Genomic DNA, 20,487 nt, shown 5'->3' on the forward strand with positions numbered 1-20,487 from the left:
TCCGAAGTGCGCTCGCTGGCGCAGCGCTCGGCGGCGGCCGCCAAGGAGATCAAGACCCTCATCGATGATTCCGTGGCCAAGGTCGATACCGGCAGCCGCCTGGTGGAGCAAGCCGGCAGCACCATGACCGAAGTGGTCGCCAGCGTGCGCCGCGTCACCGACATCGTCAGCGAGATCACCGCCGCCAGTTCCGAGCAAAGCAATGGCATCGAGCAGGTCAACCTGGCCATCACCCAGATGGATGAGGTGACCCAGCAGAACGCCGCGCTGGTGGAACAGGCCGCCGCAGCGGCCGGCTCGCTGCAGGACCAGGCGGGCAGGCTGTCGGAACTGGTGAGCGTATTCAAGCTGGAGCGCGCCCATGCCGCTGCGCAGGCGGCCCCGGTGGCTGCGCGGTCTGCCGCACTGTCGCCCAAACCGCAGCCCCGGCCGCAACCCAAGCCGGCCGTCCGCGCCACTGCAACGGCACCAGCACTGCCGGCCGCCCCTGCACCCAAAGCCGGCAAGGCGGCCAAGGCCCCGTCTGCGGACGAGGGGGACTGGGAACAATTCTGAAGCCGGCCCGGGGATGGGCAACTGTTCAAGTTGGACAGCGGACTTGCCGTTAATCAACAAGACTGGCAGCATGCAAGCTGTCAGGAGCGCACTGTTGCAGTCAACTGGTGCTCTTGCAGGGGCAGTCTGTCGGCACTTTGCCGGCATTTCGCTGTCCATGGTGAACGAGCAAGACGAATTGCACAGGCTGCCCGCCTGATCCCGCCGGCCATCGGCAAGGAGGACATCATGAAACGCGACAAAGCCCTCATGGGCGAAATCCTGAAGCAACTGGCATCCTTCGGCACCCTCTACGGCGACGTGGAAAAGATCCAGAGTGCCTTGCCCGGCCAGGTGGCCCCGGAGGTGATCCTGCATCACCTGCGACTGCTCTATGACCGCGGACTGGCGGCGGTGGACATGCACAATTTCTGGCGCGTCACCGATCAGGGGTATGATGCGCTCGAAGTCGGTGGCGAGCTCTTCGGCAAGCAGGAAGCGCCGCTACCCGGACAACGTGGCATCGACAACTAGTTTTCAATTCAATGAGCATCCAGGCAACACCTTCTCTCTCCCCTGCACCGTCCTTTCCCTCCGGCACACCCGCTGACGTCCCCGCCGGCCGTCAGCGGGTGGTGCTGGACACCAATGTCTGCCTGGACCTGTTCGTCTTCCGCGATCCACGCTGGGCGGCGCTGCAGGCCGCGCTGGAACAAGGGAGCGTAGAGGCTTACACCCGCGAGGATTGCCGCAGCGAGTGGCTGGCCGTACTGGATTATCCGCATCTGCCGGTCACCCCCGAGACCAAACCCGCGATCTGCGCTGAATTCGACCGCCTGCTGCGGTGTCTGCCGCTGGCCCAGGTCAATACGTTCGGCTTGCCCGTCTGCACCGATCGCGACGACCAGAAATTCCTCGAACTGGCGCTGCAATGCCAGGCCCACGTGCTGGTGAGCAAGGACAAGGCGGTCCTGAAGCTCGGCAAGCGCACCGTCAAGCGCGGCCTGTTTGCCATCGTGCCGCCCCAGCTCTGGCGCGCCGATGCCTTCCTTGATGCGGCCATCTGAAGGCCGCCGCGAATGCGGCTAGAATAGCGGGCTTGCGATCATCACAAGAACGAGCCCGCTGCAATGAGCACCCCCAACATCGTCACCAAGCTGCCCAAGGTGGGCACTACCATCTTCACCGTCATGTCTGCATTGGCCAGCGAAAAAGGCGCGGTCAACCTGGGACAGGGCTTCCCCGATTTCCATTGCGACCCGGCCCTGGTGGATGCGGTCACCCGCGCCATGCAGGACGGCCTGAACCAGTACCCGCCCATGGCCGGCGTGCTGCCGCTGCGCGAAGCCATTGCCGACAAGGTGGAGCGGCTCTACGGCCATCGCTATGATCCGGTCTCCGAGATCACCGTCACGGCCGGTGCCACCCAGGGCATCCTGACCTCGGTGCTGTGCGCGGTGCATCCGGGTGACGAAGTGATCGTGATCGAGCCGGTCTATGACTGCTACGTGCCGGCCATCGAGCTGGCCGGTGGCGTACCGGTGTTCGTGCAGATGGAAGTGGGCGCCGCGGGTTACAGCATCCCTTGGGACAAGGTCCGCGCAGCGGTCACGCCCAAGACCCGCATGATCATGGTCAACACCCCGCATAACCCGACCGGCAGCGTCATGCGCGCATCCGACGTGGCCGCGCTGGCGGACATCGTGCGCGGCACCGATATCCTGATCCTCTCCGACGAAGTCTATGAGCACATGGTCTTCGATGGCCAGCCACATGAATCGCTGGCGCGCCATCCGGAGTTGGCCGAGCGCAGCTTCATCAATTCCAGCTTCGGCAAGACCTATCACGTCACCGGCTGGAAAGTCGGCTATGTGGCAGCCCCCGCTGCGCTGACCGCCGAATTCCGCAAGGTGCACCAGTTCAACGTCTTTACCGTCAACACGCCGGTGCAGTATGGCTTGGCCGAGTATATGAAGAACCCTGCACCGTACCTGGATTTGCCGGCGTTTTACCAGAGGAAGCGTGACCTTTTCCGCACAGGACTGGCCAACACCCGGTTCGAATTGCTGCCCTCGCAAGGCACCTATTTCCAGTGCGTGAAGTACGACGCCATCTCGGACCAGTCCGAAGGCGACTTCTGCAAGTGGCTCACCAGCGAGATCGGCGTGGCCGCCATCCCGGTGTCGGCCTTCTACAACACGCCCAAGGAATCGGGCATCGTGCGCTTCTGCTTCGCCAAGAAGGACGAGACGCTGCGACTCGCGCTGGACCGGCTGGCCAAGTTGTAAGACGGCCGCCGCACAGATTTTGTACAGATATTTTCCGTAACGTGACCTCCCCCCTCAACACGACACGCAAAAAAGGAACGCCATGATCGACGTCTACAGCTGGGCCACGCCCAACGGCCACAAGGTTCACATCATGCTGGAAGAATGTGGACTGCCCTACACCGCGCATGCCATCGATATCGGTGCCGGTGACCAGTTCACGCCCGAATTCCTGAAGATTTCACCCAACAACAAGATCCCCGCCATCGTCGATCCCGATGGTCCGGACGGTGCGCCGATCTCGCTGTTCGAGTCCGGCGCCATCCTGATCTACCTGGCTGGCAAAACCGGGCGCTTCCTCGGCGAGACCGTGCGCGAGAAGTATGAAGTGCTGCAATGGGTGATGTTCCAGATGGGTGGCCTGGGGCCGATGCTGGGCCAGGCGCACCACTTCCGCCTGTATGCGCCGGAGCAGATCGAATACGCCGTGAACCGCTACAGCAACGAAGCGCGCCGCCTGTACCAGGTGATGGACAAGCAGCTCGGCCAGCATGCCTACCTGGCTGGCGAGAACTACACCATCGCCGATATCGCCTGCTTCCCGTGGACCCGTTCGCACAAGAACCAGGGCATCGATCTGGCGGACTTCCCCAACGTCCAGCGCTGGTTCGATGCCATCAGCGCACGTCCGGCGGTGCAGCGCGGCGTGACCGTGCTGGCCGACAAGCGCAAGCCGCTGCACGATGACAAGGCCAAGGAATTGCTGTTCGGAAAAAGCCAGTACGAGAAACGCTGATCGTACATTGCCGCGGGCGGCTATCCGGCCCGCCTGCGGCAACCGCATCAGGGACAGGCAAAGGGCGCAAACTCGAAACGGTTGCGCCCTTTTTCCTTGGCGCGATAAAGGGCATCGTCGCTGGCACGCAGGACCTGCTCCTGGCCGGCGCAATCGCCCTGCATGAGGGCGATGCCGATCGACAGCGTCACCTCCACTTCCCTGCCCTCATGCAGCATGGGCTGGCTGGCAAAGCTGGCCTGCAGGCGCATGGCGAATTCGGCCGCAGCATGCAGATTGGCGCCGGCCAGGATCACCGCGAACTCCTCTCCCCCCAGCCGTCCGGCGGTGTCGGTCTTGCGCAGCTGGCTCCTGAGTACTTGCGCAAAATGCTTCAGGACCTGGTCGCCGACGGCGTGACCGAGACTGTCGTTGATGCGCTTGAAATGATCCAGGTCGCACATCAGTACCGCGGCCGTGTCGAGCACGCCGCGCTGGAGGCGGTTGTACTCGTCCTGCAGGCGTTGCATGAAGAAACGGCGGTTGGGCAGCTGGGTGAGGTAATCCGTGAGGGCGAATTCCTGCAGTTCCAGTTCGAAGGCCTTGCTTTCACTGATGTCGCTGATGAAGCCATGCCACAGCGTCGTGCCATCCTCCAGCCGGCGCGGCCGCGCCTGGCCGCGCAGCCAGCGCACGCCGTTGCCGGGGGTGATCACGCGGAACTCCAGCATCCAGTGCGAAGCACCGGCCAGCACCGCCTGACGCGCCGCTTCATAGAGCGGCATGTCTTCAGGATGAATGACGGTATCGATGATGACGGGTGTTTCCAGCAACTGCTGGGGGGTGAGCCCGTAGGTTTCGCGCGCGCCTTCGCTGACGTAGGTAAAGTAACCCCGCTCGCCCGGGGGCACGCGGAACTGGAACACCATGCCGGGAATTTCACTGGTCAGGTAATCGAGCATGCGGCTGCTCTTGGCCAGTTTCTCGGTCAGTCGCCGCACCTCGGTGATGTCGGTGGTGGTGCCGATCATGCGCAGCGCATTGCCCTCGGCATCGCGTGCCACCACCTTGCCGCGGCTGCTGATCCATTTGTAGCTGCCATCGCGGCAGCGGATGCGGTGCTCGACCTGGTAAGTATCGGAACGTGAGGCGAAATGCTGGCGAATGGTCTCCTGCACATAAGGCAGGTCATCCGGGTGAATGCGCTGGTAGGCATCCTGCAGATGGCTGGAAAGCTCCCAGTCCTCGTAGCCCAGGATGGCTTTCCAGCCGCGCGAATAATACATCTCGCCGGTGACGGCATTGCGGTCCCAGATGCCGGTACCGCTGCCCTCGATGGCCAGCGCCATGCGCTCGTCGGCCTCGCCGGGCGGATCGCTCTTGACCCGCGCATGGACCGGCACCAGGGAGCGCTCGATCGCCAGCATGGCCATCGATACGGCCGCACCCACGGTGTCGCGGTACGCCTGCTCCAGATGGGAGGCGTCGCCCGGCGCATCGTTGGCGGCGCAGATGGTCAGGATGCCGGCGACCTCGCCGGCGAAGGAACGCAGCGGCAGCATTTCCAGCAGGGAGCGTTCGTGGCGTGCCGCCAGGGCCGTCAGGGCATGCCAGAACTGCGGGGTGTCGGGATCGTCCACCGCCAGCGCCGTCAGCTCGGCCAGGAAAGCCGGCGCCACGCGCGGCGCGGCACCTACTTGCAGGCGGCGGGCCTGGGGATCGAACAGGAAGATGGCCAGCGCACGTTGCGGATAGCTGCCCGAAAAACCGCTGGCGATGCGGTCCAGCAATTGCTCCAGCGGCGCACCGCGGGCAATGTAGGACAGCGTCAGGTTGTTGAAGGCGAGCGCCTTCCGGTAGAACTCGGCATCGGCGTCAACCTGTACGGGCGGGCGTTCTGACATCATGAGAAACAGGATCGGCAAGGACGCAGCGGCGACACCGGATGCGCCGCTGTATGGATGGACATTAGCACCTTATGACAATGCGTGGCAGTTTCTCATCCAGCCCCGCACGAATAACCGTGCTGGCAGGCAAGGACGATGCCATCAGGCCACACTATGCATGAGCTTCTGCGAGGATGCGCGCAGGACTGCGCGCAGTCAGGTGGAGCGATTCGCCTAGTAACGGCGCACCAGGAATTCCGCCACGCAAACGGGCTTGTCGGACCCTTCACATTCCACGGTAATGAGCCAGGCCAGCTGCACGCCACCGGGGATGTCCTCGGTGGATTCCAGGCGGATGATGCCGCGCACTTTTCGGCCCACCGGCAGGGGTGCCGGGAAGCGTACGCGATTCAAGCCGTAATTGAGCAGCATGCGTACATCCGGCCCCAGGCTGATGGATTCCGACAGCAGGCGCGGCAGCAGCGCCAGTGTCAGGAATCCGTGCGCCACCGTGCCGCCGTAGGGCAGCTCGCGGGCCGCACGTTCAGGGTCGACGTGGATCCATTGATGGTCGCCGGTGGCCTCCGCAAAGCGGTCCACCTGTTCTTGGGTGACGGCAATCCATTCGCTGGTGGCCACTTCCTGGCCTGCCAGCGATTTCAGTTCTTCCAGGCTGGCGATGTTGCGCATGCTGGTTTCCTTCCCTTGTCGTTATCGTGTGGCCGGCGCGCAGGCGATGCGCGCTGCCTTTTTTGTCTTGTCCGTTCAGCCATCCTGCCAGACCACCCGGTTGCGGCCCTGCTGCTTGGCCAGGTAGAGACGGCGGTCAGCCATCTCGATCAGTTCGCGGATGTCCTGCTCCGGTGTCGGCACCATGGTGGCCGCACCGATGCTCACGGTCAGCCAGGCACTGACCTTGGAGCGCTCATGCGGGACTTGGTTCGCCTCGATCAGCTGGCACAACTTCTGGCCCAGGGCCTGGGCCCCTTCCAGCGGGGTGCGGGGCAGGATCATGGCAAATTCCTCGCCGCCGAAACGGGCCGACAGGTCGGCCGGACGCTGGATGCTTTCATCGAGCGTTTGCGCGACCCGGCGCAGTACCGCATCGCCGGCGACGTGACCATAGTTGTCGTTGTACAGCTTGAAGAAATCGACGTCGATCAGCAGCAGTGACAGGTGCAGTCCGTCACGCCGGGCGCGGCGCCATTCAGCGCCCAGGTAGTCGTCGAAATAGCGGCGGTTGGCGATGCCGGTCAGGCCATCGGTATTGGTCAGGCGCTGCAGCTCGAAATTGCTCTTCTGCAGCTGCTGCTGGCTCTCGCGCAGCGCGCGGTAGGCCGCATCGCGCTGCAGCAGGTTGATGTAGGAGCGCGAGTGATAGCGCAGCCGCGCCACCAGTTCGATCACATCGGGCAACTTGACCATGTAATCGTTGGCACCGCCGGCGAAGGCATCGCGCTTGATTTCGGCATCGTCGCGCGAGGACAGCACGATAATCGGCACATTGGCCAGCACCGCGCTGGCACGGTACTGGCGCACCAGGGTCATGCCATCCACGCCCGGCATGACCAGGTCCTGCAGGATCACCGTGGGACGGGTCTTCTCGGCCACGGCCAGGGCTTCATCGGCACGGGTGCAGAAATGGAAGTCGATGTTCTCTTCCTTGGCCAGGGCGCGGCGGATCGCCTCGCCGACCATGGCCTGGTCATCCACCAGCAACACCATGATCTTGTAGTCGTCGGCGGGCAATACGGGGCCGCCACCCGGGGTGTCGGTTGCTTGCACCGAACTCATCATGCTTTCCTTCATTTCAGTTGCGTCACACCCCGGCCAGCAGCGCCTGCAGCCGTGCCGCCATGGCACTGACCGGCAGCACATCGACGGCGGCGTTGAGCGCTACGGCGGCCTTGGGCATGCCGTAGACGGCGCAGCTCTTCTGATCCTGCGCCAGGGTGTGATAGCCGTTGTCGCGCAGGGCCTTCAGGCCCGCTGCGCCATCGCGGCCCATGCCGGTCAGCAGCACGCCGGTGGCCTTGCCATCCCAATGGCGCACGATGCTATGGAAAAACGCGTCCACCGAGGGCCGGTAGACATCCGTGGGCGCGCCCTCGACATACGCGAGACGGCTGCCCTCCTTGAAGACGAGATGATGATTGCTGCCCGCCAGCAGGACTTCACCACGGCGCGGCAGATCGCCTTCGACCGCCAGGCGCACGCGCAGCACCGACTGCTGCTGCAGCCACTGCGCCATGCCGGGCGCGAAGGCGGCATCGATGTGCTGCACGATCACGATGCTGCCGGGGAATTCACGCGGTACCTGCTTGAGCAGGGCCGACAGCGCGGCCGGTCCGCCGGCCGACGCCCCGATGGCCACCAGCGGAGCCAGGTCGCCCTGGAGATTCGGGGCCAGCGGACGCAGCGGCAGGCGCACCGGGGCGGCCATGTCGTCCGGACTGAGCAAGCCGAGCTGGTCGATCTTCTCGATCAACGCCGCCGCATCGCGCTTGCCGGCCGCGCCGATGAGCGCCGGGGTCTGGGTGGCATCGAGCGCGCCATAGCCCATGGCTTCATAGATCTTGGCAGCACCGGTATCCATGTCGGAGGTCACCACCAGGATCGGGCACGGGGAGTCCTGCATGATGCGGCGGGTGGCTTCCACGCCATCCATCTTGGGCATGAGCAGGTCCATCAGCACCACATCGGGCAACTGCCAGGCGCACATCTGCACCGCCTGTTCGCCATCGCGGGCGATCCAGATCAATTCGTGGCGGCCACTCTCGGCAATCACCCGGCGCAGCACTTCCACCATCATGGGGGTGTCGTTGACAATGCCGATCTTCACGTTGTCGCCTCTCCAATCAAATCCATGACGGCCTGCAACAGGCTTTCATCATGGAAACTGCTCTTGGTGAAATAATGATCGGCCCCGGCTGCCAGGCCACGCTGCCGATCCTCTTCACGGTCCTTGTACGACACGATCATCACCGGCAGCGCCTGCAATTGCGGCGCGCCGCGTATCAGGGTGACCAGCTCGATGCCATCCATGCGCGGCATGTCGATATCGGTGATGACCAGGTCGAAATGCTCGGCACGCACGGCATTCCAGCCATCCATGCCATCCACTGCCACCGTGACCTGATAGCCCCGGTTGGTCAGCAGCTTGCGTTCCAGTTCGCGCACGGTGAGTGAATCGTCCACCACCAGTACTTTCTTGCGCACCGCCACGGCCGCCGCACCGGCAGGATCCGCGTCGACCGTCTGCAGCCGTCCCGAGGCGGTGAGCTTTTCCACCGTGCGCAGCAAGTCGGCCACGTCCAGAATCAGCAAGGGCGCGCCATCTTCCATCAGCGCACCGGCCAGGATGTCGGGAATCTTGCCCAAGCGTGCATCCAGCGGTTGCACCACCAGCATGCGCTCGCCCAGGAAGGCATCGACCGCGATGCCGTAGCTGTGTTCCTCCTCGCCGATCACCACCACGCAGACACTGCCGTCTCGGACGCGCCACTGGCCACGTTGCAGCACCTGGTGCGCACTGACCAGGCCAACCTGACGGCCACCGTGGCTGAAGTGCTGGTAGCCTTCGAGGGTCTGCAGGGCCTCGGCCGGCAAACGCAAGGTCCGATTTACGTAGGCCAGCGGAAACGCATAAGGTTCACCGGCGATCTCCACCAGCAGGCTGCGAATCACCGACAGCGTCAGCGGCAACTGCAGCAGGAAGCGGCTGCCCTGCCCCGGCCGCGTGGTGATACGGATCGTTCCGCGGACCTGCTTGAGCATGTCCGCCACCACGTCCAGGCCGACCCCGCGTCCGGAAATCTCGGTGACGGTCTCGCGCAGGCTGAAGCTGGGCAAGAGCAGAAAGTCCAGCAATTCGGCGTCCGACAGGCGCTCGGCAATCTCCTGGGTCGCCAGGCCGCGCGCCACCACCGTGCGGCGCAATGCGTCCAGGTCGATGCCGGCACCATCATCGGCCACCTCGATCAACAGCATGCCCGCACTGTGCCTTGCCTCCAGCCGCACCACACCCTGCTCCGGCTTGCCGGCCGCACGGCGCGTGCTGCCGTCCTCAATGCCGTGGTCCACCGCGTTGCGCAGCAGGTGGCCGAGCGGTGCTTCCAGCTTTTCAAGAATATCGCGGTCGATCTGGGTGGCGGTGCCGCTGATGTCCAGCCGCACCGATTTGCCCAGCGCATTGCCGACGTCGCGCACCATGCGCGCAAAGCCGGCGGTGCCATCGGCAAAGGGCCGCATGCGGCAGGCCAGCGCCTCGTCATACAGTTGTTGCGAGAGATTGACCGAACGCCGGTCGAAGGCATCCAGCGCAATCAATTGTTCACCCAGCAGTTGCTGGTTGGTTTGCATCAGCGCGCGCAATTCGGCCAGCGTAGTCTGGGCGAATTCGTCGAGCTGGCTGGCGGCCAGCTTCTGTTGCAGCAGGTCCAGTGCCTGCACGGCCTCGCGCTGCACGCGCTTCATGCGCAGCATGCTGGCCGAGAAGGGTTTCAGGCGGCGCGATTCCACCAGCGATTCGCCGGTCAGGCTCAGGAGCCGGTCCAGGCTGTCCGCACTGACGCGCACGGCGCGCGCGGCAGCGGTCTGGTTGACGATGGGCGCGCTTGCTCCGGATTGTGGCGGCTCCGTCACTAGGGCCGACGGTGCCGGCGCTGGTGGCTGCGGGGCCGCCTCGGCGGCGAAGGCCTCCTGCAGTGCGGCCGAGGGCGCGGGCCAGGGATCGGCATCCGCACCACTAATCACGGCCGGCAAGGCTTGCAGGAAAGCCTGTACCTCGGCGCTGCCGGCGTGGTCGACCCAGGTTTCGTCGCCGTCCGGTGGCGAGGCGATCCGTCCCAGCAGATCGGCCCCGCGCAGCAGCACATCGATATGTTTTTTCTCCAGCCGCAGCTTGCCCTGCTGCGCCAGGACGAAGCAGTCCTCCAGCACGTGGGCTACCTTGACGGCGGTTTCCAGGCCGACGATGCGGGCGGCGCCCTTGAGCGAATGGCCGGCACGCATGCAGGCCTCCAGATGCTCGGCCGCCGTCGGTTGCTGCTCCAGCGCCAGCAGGCTGGTATTGAGCTGGGCAATCTGGCTTTCCGCCTCGAAGCGGAACAGGTCCAGCATGGACATCTGGCTCAGATCGGGCGTACTCATGTCATGCTCCGGTTGAGTACGTAGAACAGCAATTCGTGGTCGAGCAGGCCGATGGGACGGCCGCGCCACTCCACCATGCCGCGCGTGTACTGGATGGCCGCCTGGGCCAGTGTGGTCGGTACCGCGGCCAGGCTTTCATCTGCATAGCGATGAACCCCGGCCACCTCTTCCACCGGAAACACCAGGATCTGCCCTTCATGCGCCGCCACCAGCAGATGCGGGGCCGGCGTGTCATCGGGCAGCTGGAACACCCGGGCCAGCGAGACGCAGATGCGCAGGCTGCCACGAATGTTCACAACGCCCGCAATGGCGGTGTTGCGCTGGTGAGGCAGGCTGTGCAGGGGCCGGGTCTCGGCCACTTCCTGCACCACGGACGTGGCAATCGCGAGCCACTCGCCGGCAATGCGCACCACCAGGGCCGAGGCCAGCACGGCGCGATCTTCCTGCACTTCCTCCGCAGCCACACCCGCGCGTGCCCACTCCTGCGCTACCTCGTCGGACGCCTGCACACGATCTAGCTGCTGCATGGCGGCACGCGCGAACGTCGGGCAATTCAGGCAGCGGATGTGATGCGCCAGTTCGGGACAGCTGCCATCGCCCTTGGTCCCGATGCGGTTCCAGCAATCCTCCAGCGTGGCGCGCGGCGGGGTCAGCGTCGGCTCAGCCATGATGCGGCTCCTCGGTCGTCGTCACACGGCTGGCGCGCTGGCGCAGGCGCTCGGCTCCGGCGGTATCACCTTGCGCCTGCAGCAGGGCGGCCAGTTGCAGCAAAGCCGCCTGGTGCTGCGGTGCCAGATACAGCACCTTGCGGTAGCAACGCTGGGCCTGCCCGGCATCACCGCCGGCATCGTGGATCAGACCCTGCAGATAAAAAGCCTCGGCGCTCGGTCCCAGCTCGTCGATGGCTTGTTCGCACAAGGCAGCTGCTTGCGCGAACTGTCCTGCATCGGCCAGCAAACGAGCACGCTGCAGCAAGGGCTGGCTGCTTGCTGACAGCGGTGCTGGCACGGGCGCAGCGAAAGCGTTGATTCCTGAGTCAGCGGCCAACGCCGACGCGGCCGGACGCGCCCGGCGTGCCGGAACAGGCGCAGCCAACAGCGGCTGCGCTGCTGCCAATACCGTCTCGCGCCAGGCCGGTTTCTCCACCGCCACGCGCTTGCGGAAACCGAAGGCCAGTGCAATGCCGGCCGACTCCAGACGCGGGCTGAGCATCAGTCCGCCTTCGGCGGGGCCGACGAAGATCACGGCATCCGGTTTCATGAGGCTTTCCAGCAGGCTCACCACCTGGCGCTGCACCTCGCGCTCGAAGTAGATCAGCACGTTGCGACAAAAGATGAAATCGTAAGGCGCAGCCTGCCGCAGCAAATCCGGTGCCAGCAGATTGCCGGGCGCAAAGCGCACCTGGCGCCGGATCGCTTCCTCCAGTTGCCAGCCCTGCTCCACCGTCATGAAATGGCGATCCCGGAAACCCAGGGCCTGTCCCCGGAAGGAATTGCGGCCATAGACACCGGCCGCCGCGATCTCCAGCGAGCGGGTACGAATATCGTAAGCGTCGATGACGAACTGCGACGGCATGACGCCCGCCTCCAGCAGGGCCATGGCGACCGAATACGGTTCTTCGCCAGTGGAGCATGGCAGGCTCAGAATACGCACCGGCACATCGGGCTGCGAAAGCAGCCGCTCCCGCGCGAGCCGTGCCACGGCGAAAATGGCTTCACGGTCGCGGAAGAACCAGGTCTCCGGTACCACGGCCAGTTCGATCAGGGCCTGCAACTCGGCGGCCGACCCCTGCAGCCGTGCCAGATAGTGGCCATCGTCCGCGATGCCCAGCGCCGCCATACGCTCGCGCACCACCCGTTCGATGAGGCTGCTGCCAACGGTGGCCATGTCCAGGCCCATGACGGCCTTGAGCTTGTCGGCGATCAGCGGCAGGCTCTTCATGCCGGCACCTCCGGGTAGAGCAAGGCGCGCGTAGCCGGGTCCAGCAGGTCGCCCACTTCCACCCGCTGCAGCAGTCCGCCCTGATATGGCATGACAGGCCAGAGGTAGGGAGCCCCCTCATTGCGGACGGCGGCCGGCGTGAAGTGGGCCGGATCGAGGCGCAGCGTGTCGGTGGCCTGCGGCAGGATCAGGCCCAGCAGCACCGGCAGCGCCTGCGCGTGGCGGTAATGCACCAGCACCAGGCGCGTACTCACGCGCGCCGGAGCGGGATGACCGAGCGCCAGCATGGACAGGTCGATCACCGGCACGTGGCCGCTGCCATGCGGCAGCAGCCCGGCTACCCATGCGGGTGCGCCGGGCAGCGATTTGCAGGGGGAAAGCGGCAATACCATCGCCACCTCGGCGGTGGGCAAGGCGTAGCGCTCTTCCCCCAGGGAAAACAGCAGATGCAGGGACTGGCTCATGAGCACGCTGGGCGGGACCGGTGCGGCGCTCAGTCCGTCACCTTGAAGCGCGAGACGCCATTGCGCAATTCGTTGGAGACCACGTTCAGTTCGTCGATGGCCTGGCTCGATTGCTGCAGCGACTCCACGGTCTGCTGGGCCGCTTCGGAGAGCTGCACCAGCGCCTGGTTGATCTGCTCGGCGCTGCTGGCCTGGGCCTGCATGCCTTCGTTGACGATCTGGAAGCGCGGTGCGAGTGCCTGCACCTGGGCAATGATCTGCGACAACTGGCTGCCGGCGGTCTGCACATCCTGCATGCCGCGGCGTACCTGGTCGGAGAACTTGTCCATGCCCATGACGCCGGCTGCCACGGCCGACTGGATTTCCTTGACCATGACTTCGATGTCGTAGGTCGCCACGGCAGTCTGGTCGGCCAGGCGGCGGATTTCGGTGGCCACCACCGAGAAGCCGCGGCCATGCTCGCCGGCCTTCTCGGCCTCGATGGCGGCGTTCAGCGACAGCAGGTTGGTCTGGTCGGCCACCTTGGTGATGGTGGTGACGACCTGGTTGATGTTGCCCGCCTTCTCGTTGAGGATGGCCAGCTTGGCGCTGACCGAACCGGCCGCATCCATCACGTTCTGCATGGTGTCGCCCATGCGGGTCAAGCCCGCCTGGCCGCTGCCGGCCAGCGCCGAAGTCTGTTCCGAGACCACCGACACTTCATTCATGGTGCGCACCAGGTCACGCGAGGTTGCGTGAATCTCGCGCGAGGTCGCGCCGATCTCGGTGGTGGTGGCCGCCGTTTCGGCGGCGGTGGCCTGTTGCTGGCGGGCCGTGGCGGCGATCTCGGTGACCGACGTCGCCACGCGTGCCGAGGACTTCTGCGCCTGCGAAACCAGCGCGGTCAGCTCATCGGTCATGCGGTCGAAGCCGTTGCCCAGCACGCCAAACTCATCCTTGCGGTCCAGCTCCACGCGGCGCGAGAAATCGCCCGAGCGCATGATGTCGAGCAGGCCCATGAGCTTCTGCAGCGGCTCGTTGATGGCGCGCATCAGGAAGAAGCCGCACACCAGCGCCACCAGCAGCGCTGCCATCAGCGCGCTCATCAGGGTGAACTGGGCCGAGTTGACGGCATCGCCGATGCGCTGGGCGGCGTCGTCGGCGATGCCCTTGTTGGTCTCGACCATGCGCTGCGTCAGTTGATAGCCGGTACGCCATTGCGGACGAATCTGCTCGTTGACGATCTTGTCGATCGGGGCGCGCTGGCTGAAGTCCATCTTCAGCACCTCGCTGACGACGGCACGGTATTTCTGCCGCGTCTCCTTGAATTGCTCGAAGAGCTTGCGGTCAGCATCGCTGAAGATGGTCTTGTCGTAATCTTCCTGCAAGCGGTCGAGGCGCTCGGCGTTGCGGCGCAGCAGTGCCAGGTCAGCCTGGCGCTCGGCATCATTGGCATCGATCTGAATGATCTGCTGGGTCATCAGCAGGTTTTCGTACCACGCAGCGTTGATCTGGGTGCTGTAGTAGAGACCGGGGGTGGAGTCGTCGCGCAGCGCCGTCGCCCCCTTCTCGATGTGGCCAAGGTTGACCGCCGAAATCCCGGCCATCAGTGCCATCAGCAGCAGGATGAGCCCGAAGCTCCCGAGGATGCGTTGCTTGATCGTCCAGTTCTTCATGCGCAGTTTTCCCCCTTTGGAATGAGCACCCCGCCCTGGCGCGCCTTCGTGAGGTGCGCATGAACGAAAGTTCGCCTGTGGCTAACCCGGGCCATCTAGTGCGATCGGTTGTGGATTAGTGCGGCCTAGTAATACTTCGAGATTATCATTGAAATCTTTCAATATCACTATTATCCCTTGCGTAATGATTCTTTGCCTGAAGGAAATAAAAACGGCACCCGCAGGTGCCGTTTGAGTGCGTCAGCCGATGGGCGGGATCACACCGGCATGGGCTTGTTGTCCTGCAGGTCGAGGAAGCCCTTGATGAGGCGGTAGGCTTTCCAGATCCAGGCCAGCGAGAACACCAGAATCGCCACCGGGATTCCGATCACCGTCGCCCACAGCACGCCGCCGGCGAACAGCCAGAACAGGTACCACCAGAAGGAGCGGATCTGCCAGCGATGGTGGGTGTAAAGGAAGGTATCGCGCACGTCGCCGCGCTTGAGGTAATTGACGATCAGGGGCAGCCACGACAGCATGCCCAGCGAAAACACCAGGCAGGCAGCATGCGCCAGGTAGAGCCACCAGACCAGGTCACGGCCGGTCTGGGTCTGTGGGTCGAATACCAGTTCCTGGTTCATCGCGTCTCCTGAAATGAGGGGGAAGCCGGCCCCGACGTCAGGCCAGCAGGTTCAAGATGCCGTCCAAGCCCACAAAATTCAAGCCCACGCTGGCCTGGGCACGCACCACCGGCTTGGCGCGGAAGGCCACCGACAGGCCCGAGATGCCCATCATGCGCAGGTCATTGGCGCCATCGCCCATGACGATGGCCTGGCTTGGTTCGGCACCGATCTCGCGGCAGATGCGCTCCACCGTTGCACGCTTCTCGTCGGCATTGACGATACCGCCGACCACCTTGCCGGTGAGCTTGCCCTCGGCCACTTCCAGCGTGTTGGCGTGGGTGTAGTCCAGGTTCAGGCGTGCCTTCATGCGGTCGGTGAAGAAGGTGAATCCGCCTGAGACCAGCAGCGTCTTGAGGCCGGCGGCCTGCACTGCCTTGAGCATGTTTTCCGCGCCCAACGACAATTGCAGGCGCTCATCGTAGACACGCTGCAGCGCACCCGCATCCAGCCCCTTGAGCAATGCCACACGGCGGGTCAGGCTTTCGTTGAACTCGATCTCGCCGCGCATGGCCGCTTCGGTGATCTCGGCCACCTGCGGTTTCAACCCCTGCATGTCGGCGATTTCGTCGATGCATTCGATGGTGATCAGGGTGGAATCCATGTCCATGGCCACCAGGCGGAAATCGGACAATTTGCGGCCCTCTTCGATGAAGGCATAGTCCAGGCGCGTCTGCAGGCAAGCCGCATCGATGCTGGCCTTGAGCGCATCGCTCTGGCTCACGCCCGCCACACGCCAGGCATCGGCATCCGGTACGCGGTCATCTGCAATGCGCTCGGCGCGGCCACCGGCCAGGGCAGCGATGGACTCGATGGCGGAAGACGGCACGGCGTGTTGCTTGGGGGCTTGCAGGATCAGGTTCATGTTGTTCTGTTGATTCATGGGTGCGATGGGATTCGTTGTAGCGTGGCCAGAAGAGCACTCAACCGGTGAGTGCCTTCATGGTCGCCTTGACCTGCTGCACGCGGGCATTCAGGTCCGGCATGTTGGCCGTGATGCGCAGCTTGTCGGGGCCATTGAGCTTGACCTGGCGATTCTTCTGCACCAGCTCGATGATGCGCATGGCGTCGATCGGCGGATTGGGAACGAACTGCAGCAGCGCCGCTTCGGAATGGGCATCGATCTTGATGATGCCCAGCGGCTTGGCCGCAATGCGCAGGCGGTGCGTTTCGATCAGGGCCTTGGCCGCATCGGGCAGCTTGCCGAAGCGGTCGATCAGTTCTTCCTGCAAGGCGTCGATGGCATCGGCCTTCTCGCAGTTGGCGAAGCGCTTGTAGAGCGACAGGCGTTCATGCACGTCGCCGCAGAAGTCATTGGGCAGCAGCGCAGGCGCATGCAGGTTGATCTCGGTGGTGGTCGACAGCGGCGCGGCCAGGTCCGGTTCTCGTCCATCCTTCAGGGCACGCACGGCTTCGTTCAACATGTCCGAATACATCTGGAAACCGATCTCGTGGATCTCGCCCGACTGGTGATCTCCCAGCACTTCGCCTGCACCGCGGATTTCCAGGTCATGCATGGCGAGATAGAAGCCGCTGCCCAGTTCCTCCATCTGCTGGATCGCTTCAAGCCGGCGTTGCGCCTGCTTGGACAAGCCCTGCACATCCTGCACCAGCAGGTAGGCATAGGCCTGGTGGTGCGAACGGCCGACGCGGCCGCGCAACTGGTGCAGCTGCGCCAGGCCGAACTTGTCGGCGCGATGCATGATGATGGTGTTGGCAGTCGGCACGTCAATGCCGGTCTCGATGATGGTGGTACAGAGCAGGATGTTGAAGCGCTGCGCCACGAAGTCGCGCATCACCTTTTCCAGGTCGCGTTCGTGCATTTGCCCGTGCGCGATACCGATGCGCGCTTCCGGCAAGAGCTGTTCCAGCGCGGCCTTGCGGTTAGCGATGGTTTCCACTTCATTGTGCAGGAAGTAGACCTGGCCACCGCGTTTCAACTCGCGCAGGCAGGCTTCGCGGATGGTCGATTCCTGTTCGGCGCGCACGAAGGTCTTGATGGCCAGGCGCTTCTGCGGCGCGGTGGCGATCACCGAGAAATCGCGCAGGCCTTCCAGCGCCATGCCCAGCGTACGCGGGATCGGCGTGGCGGTCAGCGTCAGCACATCCACCTCGGCGCGCAGCGATTTCAGGGCTTCCTTCTGGCGTACACCAAACCGGTGTTCTTCATCGATGATGACCAGGCCCAGGCGCGAGAACTTCACTTCATCGGACAGCAGCTTGTGAGTACCGATGACGATATCGATGGTGCCATCGCCCAGGCCCTTGATGGCTTGCGTGACTTCCTTGCCGGTGCGGAAGCGCGACAGTTCGGCAATCTTGACCGGCCAGTTGGCGAAACGGTCGGCGAAGGTGGCGGCATGCTGTTCGGCCAGCAGCGTGGTCGGGGCCAGGATGGCGACCTGCTTGCCGCCCATCACCGCCACGAAGGCGGCGCGCAAGGCCACTTCGGTCTTGCCGAAGCCGACGTCGCCGCAGATGAGGCGGTCCATCGGCTTGCCGCCGGTCATGTCCTTGATGACGGCATTGATGGCGGCGGCCTGGTCGGCCGTTTCCTCAAAACCGAAACTGTCGGCGAAGGCTTCATAGTCATGTGCCGAATACTGGAAGGCATGGCCCTGGCGCAGCGCGCGGCGGGCGTACAGGTTCAGCAGTTCGGCGGCCGTATCGCGCACCTGCTGGGCGGCCTTGCGCTTGGCCTTTTCCCACTGGCCCGAGCCCAGTGCGTGCAGCGGTGCATCTTCCGGCGAGGCGCCGGAGTAGCGCGAGATCACGTGCAGTTGCGACACCGGGACGTAGAGCTTGGTCTCCTTGGCGTATTCCAGATGCAGGAACTCGGTCTCGCCCTCCCCCAGGTCCATGCTGACCAGGCCCATGTAGCGGCCGATGCCGTGGCTGCTGTGGACCACCGGGTCGCCGATCTTCAACTCCGACAGGTCGCGCACCATGTATTCCACATCGGTGGCAGCCTGCTGCTTGCGGCTGCCGACGCGGCGGCCGCTACCGGCGTACAGCTCGGTCTCGGTGATCAGCGCCAGGCCGCCGGCGGTGACGAAGCCGGCGTGCAGCGGGGCCACGCCCAGCATCAGCGGCTCATTACTGGAGAGGAAATCGTTCCAGTCATCGCACAGCGCCGGATGCAGGTCGTATTCTGCAAAGTACTGCTGCAGGGTTTCACGCCGGCCATTGCTTTCGGCACAGATCAGCACGCGCTCGGCCCCCTTGAGCAGGAAGCTGCGCAGGTTGACCAGCGGGTCTTCCGCGCGGCGGTTCACGGCGATGTTGGGCAACGGCGCCGAGATGGCCGAAGGCGCATCATCGGTCTTGAGCACCCAGCGGGCGTGGGGTTTCAGCAGGGTGAAGAAATCTTCATCGTCCAGGTAGATGACGCGCGGCTCCAGCACCGGGCGCTCGCGGTCGGCGTGAAGGAAGGTCCAACGCGAGCGGGTATCGCTCCAGAAGCGCTTGATGGCTTGTTCGATGTCGCCGACGGTGGCGAACATGGCATTGGCCGGCAGGTACTGGAACAGCGTGGCCGTCTCTTCGAAGAACAGCGGCAGGTAGTATTCGATGCCCGCCGAGGCGATGCCGTTGCCGATGTCCTTGTAGATGGCCGAGCGCGACGGATCGCCCTCGAACACTTCACGCCAGCGATTGCGGAAGGCCAGGCGCGAGGCCTCGTCCATGGGGAATTCGCGGCCCGGCAGCAGGCGGACTTCGGGCACCGGATAGAGCGAGCGCTGGGTATCGGCGTCGAAGGTGCGGATGGTCTCGATGGTGTCGCCGAACAGATCCAGGCGATACGGCAGCACCGAGCCCATGGGGAAAATGTCGATCAGGCCGCCGCGCACCGAATATTCACCCGGCGACATCACCTGGCCCACGTGGGTGTAACCGGCCAGGGTGAGCTGGGACTTGAGCTTGCCCTCGTCGAGTTTTTCGCCCTGCTTGAAGAAGAAGGTATAGGCCGCCAGGAACTGCGGCGGCGCCATGCGCAGCAAGGCTGTGGTGGCCGGCACGATCAGCAGGTCGCACTGGCCGGACTGCACTTCATAGAGCGTGGCCAGGCGTTCGGAGACCAGGTCCTGGTGCGGCGAGAAGGCGTCATAGGGCAGCGTTTCCCAGTCCGGCAGCAGGTGGCAACGCAGGCGCTCGCCTTCCTTGGGCTGGAACCAGGGGATTTCAGCCAGCAGGCGCTGGGCATCGGTGGCCCCGGCCACCACCACGGCCAGCATGCGGCCTTCGGCCTTGAGGGCCAGCGCGGCTTGGGCCAGCAGATAGGCATCGGCAGAACCGTGCACGGCGGGAGGCTGGAAACGCACACCTGCTTTGGGCAGGCTTTTTTTCGGGTCAAAAGACATCAGGATCGGGAGGATCGGCTTGGTTTGGACTTGATTCGAGCAAGGCAACGGCGCAGGCCCGGCCGCGGTGGCCATGCTGGCAGCGCCGCAAAATGCCGGTCGCTTGCAAGGGATTGGCATTAGAATTCAGCCTCTCATTATAAACGAAGGCCCCATCGCAAGCCGCCGCCAGGCGGGCGTCGGGCCAGGTGCATGGCATGAACCCTTCGCAGTCCGCTTCTTCCCCGCCCCGCCACTTTGCGCTCATTCCCGCCGCAGGCGTGGGCGCACGCATGGGCGGCCAGATCCCCAAGCAATATATGCCGCTGGCAGGCCTGCCCATGCTGCTGCACGCGCTGCAGACCTTCGCGGTCCATGCACGCATCGCGCATACCTTCGTGGTGGTCAGTGCCGAGGATGGCTGGATTGACTCCCTGATGACGCCAGATTTGTTGCAACGCGTGAGCATTCTGCGGGTAGGCGGGCCGACGCGCCAGGACAGCGTCTTCAATGCCCTCAACGCCATCCGTGACCGGGTGGCCGATGCCGACCGGGTACTGGTTCATGATGCCGCCCGCCCCGGTTTGGACGCGCCGCTGCTGGATCGCCTGCTGGATGCCCTGGCAGACGACGAAATCGGTGGCTTGCTGGCCGTGCCGGTCGTCGACACCTTGAAGCGCGGCGATGGCGGCGCCCCTGCCCGCTCGCAGGAGACCGTGCCGCGCGCCGGCCTGTGGGCGGCACAGACCCCGCAGATGTTTCCCTATGCCCTGCTGCAGCGCGCCTTGCACCAGGCGCAAGAACAAGGCCGCCTG

At 64.5% G+C, this 20,487-nt stretch carries 18 protein-coding genes; 6 read left to right on the forward strand and 12 right to left on the reverse strand.

The features are described from left to right. The 5 genes from B3873_RS21145 to B3873_RS21165 form a co-directional block, all read left to right on the forward strand. A partial coding sequence (locus B3873_RS21145; RefSeq protein WP_286868854.1) for a methyl-accepting chemotaxis protein occupies positions 1-555 on the forward strand: 555 nt, incomplete at its 5' end. Between the two features lie 228 nt (positions 556-783). After that, entirely contained in the window at positions 784-1,068 is a 285-nt protein-coding gene (locus B3873_RS21150) for a hypothetical protein (protein ID WP_039785276.1), read from the forward strand. Positions 1,069-1,079: 11 nt separating this feature from the next. Then, entirely contained in the window at positions 1,080-1,601 is a 522-nt protein-coding gene (locus B3873_RS21155) for a putative toxin-antitoxin system toxin component, PIN family (RefSeq protein WP_286868856.1), read from the forward strand. Positions 1,602-1,664: 63 nt separating this feature from the next. After that, a complete protein-coding gene (locus B3873_RS21160; RefSeq protein WP_286868859.1) occupies positions 1,665-2,822 on the forward strand; it encodes a pyridoxal phosphate-dependent aminotransferase in 1,158 nt (385 codons plus the stop codon). Positions 2,823-2,904: 82 nt separating this feature from the next. Continuing rightward, complete coding sequence (locus B3873_RS21165; protein WP_039785271.1) at positions 2,905-3,597, forward strand: glutathione binding-like protein; 693 nt, start codon at positions 2,905-2,907, stop codon at positions 3,595-3,597. 47 nt (positions 3,598-3,644) lie between these two features. Here B3873_RS21165 and B3873_RS21170 read toward each other — a convergent pair whose 3' ends face one another. The 12 genes from B3873_RS21170 to mfd form a co-directional block, all read right to left on the reverse strand. Beyond that, positions 3,645-5,483: a sensor domain-containing diguanylate cyclase gene (locus tag B3873_RS21170; protein WP_209535408.1), complete on the reverse strand. Its 1,839-nt coding sequence runs from the start codon at positions 5,481-5,483 to the stop codon at positions 3,645-3,647. A gap of 213 nt (positions 5,484-5,696) precedes the next feature. Then, positions 5,697-6,152, reverse strand: a complete 456-nt coding sequence (locus B3873_RS21175; protein WP_286868863.1) for a MaoC family dehydratase — start codon at positions 6,150-6,152, stop codon at positions 5,697-5,699. A 75-nt stretch (positions 6,153-6,227) separates the two neighbouring features. After that, the gene (locus B3873_RS21180; protein ID WP_286868865.1) at positions 6,228-7,256 is read right to left on the reverse strand and encodes a GGDEF domain-containing response regulator; all 1,029 of its coding nucleotides are present in this window, start codon (positions 7,254-7,256) and stop codon (positions 6,228-6,230) included. 25 nt (positions 7,257-7,281) lie between these two features. Next, a complete protein-coding gene (locus B3873_RS21185; protein WP_286868867.1) occupies positions 7,282-8,304 on the reverse strand; it encodes a chemotaxis response regulator protein-glutamate methylesterase in 1,023 nt (340 codons plus the stop codon). Beyond that, on the reverse strand, positions 8,301-10,613 hold the full coding sequence (locus tag B3873_RS21190; protein ID WP_286868868.1) for a hybrid sensor histidine kinase/response regulator: 2,313 nt from the start codon (positions 10,611-10,613) through the stop codon (positions 8,301-8,303). The genes B3873_RS21185 and B3873_RS21190 overlap by 4 nt, the downstream gene beginning before the upstream one ends. Then, positions 10,610-11,281, reverse strand: coding sequence for a chemotaxis protein CheW (locus B3873_RS21195; RefSeq protein WP_286868870.1), 672 nt, complete (start codon positions 11,279-11,281; stop codon positions 10,610-10,612). The genes B3873_RS21190 and B3873_RS21195 overlap by 4 nt, the downstream gene beginning before the upstream one ends. Further along, positions 11,274-12,554, reverse strand: a complete 1,281-nt coding sequence (locus B3873_RS21200; RefSeq protein WP_209535397.1) for a CheR family methyltransferase — start codon at positions 12,552-12,554, stop codon at positions 11,274-11,276. Before B3873_RS21200 ends, B3873_RS21195 begins: the two co-directional genes overlap by 8 nt. Further along, complete coding sequence (locus B3873_RS21205; protein WP_286868872.1) at positions 12,551-13,018, reverse strand: chemotaxis protein CheW; 468 nt, start codon at positions 13,016-13,018, stop codon at positions 12,551-12,553. The genes B3873_RS21200 and B3873_RS21205 overlap by 4 nt, the downstream gene beginning before the upstream one ends. A 29-nt stretch (positions 13,019-13,047) precedes the next feature. Next, entirely contained in the window at positions 13,048-14,673 is a 1,626-nt protein-coding gene (locus B3873_RS21210) for a methyl-accepting chemotaxis protein (protein WP_286868874.1), read from the reverse strand. A gap of 257 nt (positions 14,674-14,930) precedes the next feature. Then, positions 14,931-15,293 (reverse strand): DUF4870 family protein, encoded by a 363-nt coding sequence (locus B3873_RS21215; RefSeq protein ID WP_034337781.1) that lies wholly within the window; start codon positions 15,291-15,293, stop codon positions 14,931-14,933. Between the two features lie 37 nt (positions 15,294-15,330). Next, complete coding sequence (gene serB / locus B3873_RS21220; protein ID WP_286868876.1) at positions 15,331-16,215, reverse strand: phosphoserine phosphatase SerB; 885 nt, start codon at positions 16,213-16,215, stop codon at positions 15,331-15,333. A 40-nt stretch (positions 16,216-16,255) separates the two neighbouring features. After that, the gene (gene mfd / locus B3873_RS21225) at positions 16,256-19,693 is read right to left on the reverse strand and encodes a transcription-repair coupling factor (RefSeq protein ID WP_286868878.1); all 3,438 of its coding nucleotides are present in this window, start codon (positions 19,691-19,693) and stop codon (positions 16,256-16,258) included. Between the two features lie 197 nt (positions 19,694-19,890). Here mfd and B3873_RS21230 point away from each other — a divergent pair. Further along, a partial coding sequence (locus B3873_RS21230) for an IspD/TarI family cytidylyltransferase (RefSeq protein WP_286868880.1) occupies positions 19,891-20,487 on the forward strand: 597 nt, incomplete at its 3' end.

Source organism: Herbaspirillum sp. UBA812 (assembly GCF_002296545.1).
Lineage (GTDB): Bacteria > Pseudomonadota > Gammaproteobacteria > Burkholderiales > Burkholderiaceae_D > Herbaspirillum > Herbaspirillum huttiense.

What these genes read in the sequence shown, in the direction of transcription:
- B3873_RS21175 (WP_286868863.1), bottom strand. Translation starts at nt 6,152, where the DNA reads ATGCGCAACATCGCCAGCCTGGAAGAACTGAAATCGCTGGCAGGCCAG.
- B3873_RS21150 (WP_039785276.1), top strand. Translation starts at nt 784, where the DNA reads ATGAAACGCGACAAAGCCCTCATGGGCGAAATCCTGAAGCAACTGGCA.
- serB (WP_286868876.1), bottom strand. Translation starts at nt 16,215, where the DNA reads ATGAATCAACAGAACAACATGAACCTGATCCTGCAAGCCCCCAAGCAA.
- B3873_RS21200 (WP_209535397.1), bottom strand. Translation starts at nt 12,554, where the DNA reads ATGAAGAGCCTGCCGCTGATCGCCGACAAGCTCAAGGCCGTCATGGGC.
- B3873_RS21190 (WP_286868868.1), bottom strand. Translation starts at nt 10,613, where the DNA reads ATGAGTACGCCCGATCTGAGCCAGATGTCCATGCTGGACCTGTTCCGC.
- B3873_RS21165 (WP_039785271.1), top strand. Translation starts at nt 2,905, where the DNA reads ATGATCGACGTCTACAGCTGGGCCACGCCCAACGGCCACAAGGTTCAC.
- B3873_RS21160 (WP_286868859.1), top strand. Translation starts at nt 1,665, where the DNA reads ATGAGCACCCCCAACATCGTCACCAAGCTGCCCAAGGTGGGCACTACC.
- mfd (WP_286868878.1), bottom strand. Translation starts at nt 19,693, where the DNA reads ATGTCTTTTGACCCGAAAAAAAGCCTGCCCAAAGCAGGTGTGCGTTTC.
- B3873_RS21205 (WP_286868872.1), bottom strand. Translation starts at nt 13,018, where the DNA reads ATGAGCCAGTCCCTGCATCTGCTGTTTTCCCTGGGGGAAGAGCGCTAC.
- B3873_RS21155 (WP_286868856.1), top strand. Translation starts at nt 1,080, where the DNA reads ATGAGCATCCAGGCAACACCTTCTCTCTCCCCTGCACCGTCCTTTCCC.
- B3873_RS21180 (WP_286868865.1), bottom strand. Translation starts at nt 7,256, where the DNA reads ATGAGTTCGGTGCAAGCAACCGACACCCCGGGTGGCGGCCCCGTATTG.
- B3873_RS21210 (WP_286868874.1), bottom strand. Translation starts at nt 14,673, where the DNA reads ATGAAGAACTGGACGATCAAGCAACGCATCCTCGGGAGCTTCGGGCTC.
- B3873_RS21195 (WP_286868870.1), bottom strand. Translation starts at nt 11,281, where the DNA reads ATGGCTGAGCCGACGCTGACCCCGCCGCGCGCCACGCTGGAGGATTGC.
- B3873_RS21215 (WP_034337781.1), bottom strand. Translation starts at nt 15,293, where the DNA reads ATGAACCAGGAACTGGTATTCGACCCACAGACCCAGACCGGCCGTGAC.
- B3873_RS21170 (WP_209535408.1), bottom strand. Translation starts at nt 5,483, where the DNA reads ATGATGTCAGAACGCCCGCCCGTACAGGTTGACGCCGATGCCGAGTTC.